Below are 3,080 nucleotides of genomic sequence, written 5' to 3'. Positions count from 1 at the left end.
AAAGGTTTCATCCTATTTTACCTTTTTTTGTCTACCCCCTTGACAATTTGCACTTTTTCTTAACTTGTCACAAATGGCTAGATCTTGGTTTTCTGTTTCTTCCTCCATCTGGGAGTTTTATACAAGTCAATAGGTTTGATGAGTCTCCTGCTGGACAGTACACTAAGCTGGCACTCCGCGCTCACGAAGAAGGATACGAGATGCTGAAAAAAGAGGACATCGATCAAGTCTTAGCGGGTATAGCTGATGAGTGGGCTAGGGTTGGCAAATAAAAATAGCTTTACTTTCTTAGGTGTCGTGTTGAACTAACTCTAAAATAGTCAGGAAAGATATAAACTATGAGCAAACTACTCAATTTTTTGACCGATATCGCCATTAATCCCAAACAGCAGATAGCCTTTGCTCAGCAGCCTAAAACCGTGACAGATGGGTTCGCATTATCTGAAATGGACAAGGCGTTAATTGAGAGCAAGAGTAGTATAAAAATTACAGCTTTCTTTGCCGAGGATCTTATTCCATTGGCAGAAATTTGCAACGATCCTAACCCAGAAGACCCTTTTCCCGATCCTGACCCCGAACCCGAACCAGAGCCTTCAAAAGAAGATTAGCTTAAGATGAATGTTGACATCCTTTCCCGGCTACCGAATCACCGAAAAACTGTATGAAAGTGCCAACTCCTTTGTCTATCGTGGATATCGGATAGAAAATTCGCAATCAATCATACTCAAAATTCTCAAACCAACCTGTCCCTCACCGGAAAGAATAGCTTGGTTTAAGCCAGAGTATGAGACGACACAATCCTTCACTCAAAAAGGAGTGGTAAAAGCCTATGGCTTAGAAAACCAGTTGTATCAGTGGATAATGGTGTTGGAAGACTTTGGCGGTGAATCTCTCAATTGTGTCATCCAGAACAAACCATTTGCTCTCGCTGAGTTTCTCCCACTTGCCATTCAGGTTGTTGAAATTTTAGGTCAAGTACATCAGCAGCACGTTATCCACAACGATATTAACCCATCGAATATTGTTTGGAATCAGATCACTAAGCAAGTCAAACTAATTGACTTTGGCATCTCTACAACGCTTTCGCGAGAAAACTCAACCTTTCGCAATCCGAATTTGTTAGAGGGAACGCTGGCCTATATCTCGCCCGAACAGACTGGACGAATGAATCGGGCTATCGATTATCGGACAGATTTTTACTCGCTAGGGGTGACATTTTACGAGTTACTGACTGGTCAATTACCCTTTCCTACACAAGATGCACTGGAATTGGTGCATTGTCATCTTGCTAGGCAACCAACGCCACCAGACGAACATAAACCAGACATTCCGTCAGTCCTCTCAGAGATCGTGCTGAAGTTGGTGTCTAAAAACGCTGAAGACCGTTACCAATCAGCGCATGGGGTGAAAGCAGATTTAGAAGAATGTCTGCAACAATAGCAGGCTAAAGGACAAATTGACCCCTTCCCACTAGGTCAGCAGGATATTTCTGACAAGTTCCAAATTCCGCAAAAGCTGTATGGGCGAGAACGGGAAATAGACACATTGTTAACTGCTTTCGATCGCGTCAGCCAGGGAACTAGCGAAATGATGCTGGTGTCTGGGTATTCCGGTATTGGCAAGTCAGTTTTGGTGCAGGAAGTTTATAAGCCAATTACTCGCCAGCGCGGTTACTTTATCTCCGGTAAATTTGACCAGTTTCAACGCAACATTCCTTACGCCTCTCTCATCCAGGCATTTCGCTCATTGGTGCTACAACTGCTAATGGAAAATGAGGCAGAGATCGCCACTTGGCGAGAAAAACTTTTGGTGGCTTTGGGTTCCAATGCACAGGTAATAATTGAAGTTATTCCTGAAGTGGAACTGATTGTTGGTTCGCAACCTGCTGTACCTGAACTACCACCAACAGAAGCAAAGAACCGCTTTAACCTAGTCTTTCAAAATTTTATTAAAGTATTTACCTGCCAAGAACATCCATTGGTGCTTTTCTTAGACGATTTACAATGGGCAGATGGAGCTTCATTGAAATTAATCGATTTGTTAATGACGGCGACAGATAGTAAATATCTATTTTTAATTGGAGCTTATCGGGATAACGAAGTTAATGCAGCTCATCCATTAACGTTGACGTTGGATGAGATCCGGAAGGCCAAAGTAAGAGTTAATCAGATTTTGCTGTCGCCTTTAGCCTTGCCACACATCATCCACTTAATTAACGATATTTTTCACTGCGAACCAGCAACTGCCATATCCTTAGCCGAATTGGTGCTGACCAAGACAGGTGGTAATCCTTTTTTCATCGGGGAATGTTTGAAGTTTCTGTATGCCGAAGCATTAGTAATTTTTAATTATGAACGAAGTTCTTGGCAATGGGATTTAGGACAATTACAAGCGCAACAGATAACGGATAACGTAGTGGAATTGATGGTGGCTAAGGTACAAAAATTACCGCCACAGACACAAGCTGTTTTGAAGTTAGCGGCTTGTATTGGGAATCAGTTCAGTTTGGAGAGGTTGGCGATTGTTTATGAAAAGCCACTACGAGAAACAGCAGTACACCTGCAGGTAGCGATTTCAGAGGGTTTTATCTTACCCCTAAGCAATGCTTACAAATTAGTAGAACTGGATGTAGAAGGTCTTTCAAATCGAGTAGCACTAGAGTACAAGTTTGCCCATGACCGCATCCAACAAGCAGTTTATTCACTCATTTCTGAAGCGGACAAACAGTTGGTGCATCTGCAAGTAGGTCAACTGTTGCTACAAAATACACATCCAAGAGAGCTTGAACACAAGTTATTTGATGTCGTTAACCAGTTGAACTTTGGTCGGACGCTAATCAACCAACAAACAGAGCGGAATGTGTTAGTCGATTTAAATCTACAAGCCGGTAAAAAAGCAAAAGCATCAGCAGCCTATCAATCAGCATTTAACTACTTGAAAGTGGGTTTAGAACTGTTAGACGAAGACTGTTGGCAGACTCAGTACGCTCTGACTCTAAAGCTATATAGCGATCGCAAATGATTTGTAAATCCTCGAACGTATATAATGAGGGATGTAAATCTAAGTAGGAGTTAAAATGA

4 protein-coding genes are annotated in these 3,080 nt (G+C 42.1%); all 4 read left to right on the top strand.

What is annotated here, in order from left to right; translation table 11 throughout:
- The coding region (locus tag QUB61_RS38680) for a hypothetical protein (RefSeq protein WP_333136685.1) at window positions 1-272 on the top strand (272 nt) is incomplete at its 5' end.
- A 66-nt stretch (window positions 273-338) separates the two neighbouring features.
- Window positions 339-608 (top strand): hypothetical protein, encoded by a 270-nt coding sequence (locus QUB61_RS38675; RefSeq protein WP_333136683.1) that lies wholly within the window; start codon window positions 339-341, stop codon window positions 606-608.
- A gap of 10 nt (window positions 609-618) precedes the next feature.
- The gene (locus QUB61_RS38670; protein WP_333136681.1) at window positions 619-1,440 is read left to right on the top strand and encodes a serine/threonine-protein kinase; all 822 of its coding nucleotides are present in this window, start codon (window positions 619-621) and stop codon (window positions 1,438-1,440) included.
- 15 nt (window positions 1,441-1,455) lie between these two features.
- Window positions 1,456-3,021 carry an AAA family ATPase gene (locus tag QUB61_RS38665; protein WP_333136687.1) on the top strand — a complete coding sequence of 522 codons (1,566 nt, stop codon included), beginning with the start codon at window positions 1,456-1,458 and terminating at the stop codon, window positions 3,019-3,021.
- The last annotated feature ends 59 nt before the right edge of the window (window positions 3,022-3,080 follow it).

This window comes from Microcoleus sp. C2D2, assembly GCF_036702495.1.
Classification (GTDB): Bacteria; Cyanobacteriota; Cyanobacteriia; order Cyanobacteriales; family Microcoleaceae; genus Microcoleus.
Note: the sequence above shows the minus strand (reverse complement) of the source record. Positions and strands in the feature narration are given on the sequence as shown.

Coding starts and splice junctions, on each gene's coding strand:
- QUB61_RS38675 (WP_333136683.1), top strand. CDS start 339: ATGAGCAAACTACTCAATTTTTTGACCGATATCGCCATTAATCCCAAA.
- QUB61_RS38670 (WP_333136681.1), top strand. CDS start 619: ATGTTGACATCCTTTCCCGGCTACCGAATCACCGAAAAACTGTATGAA.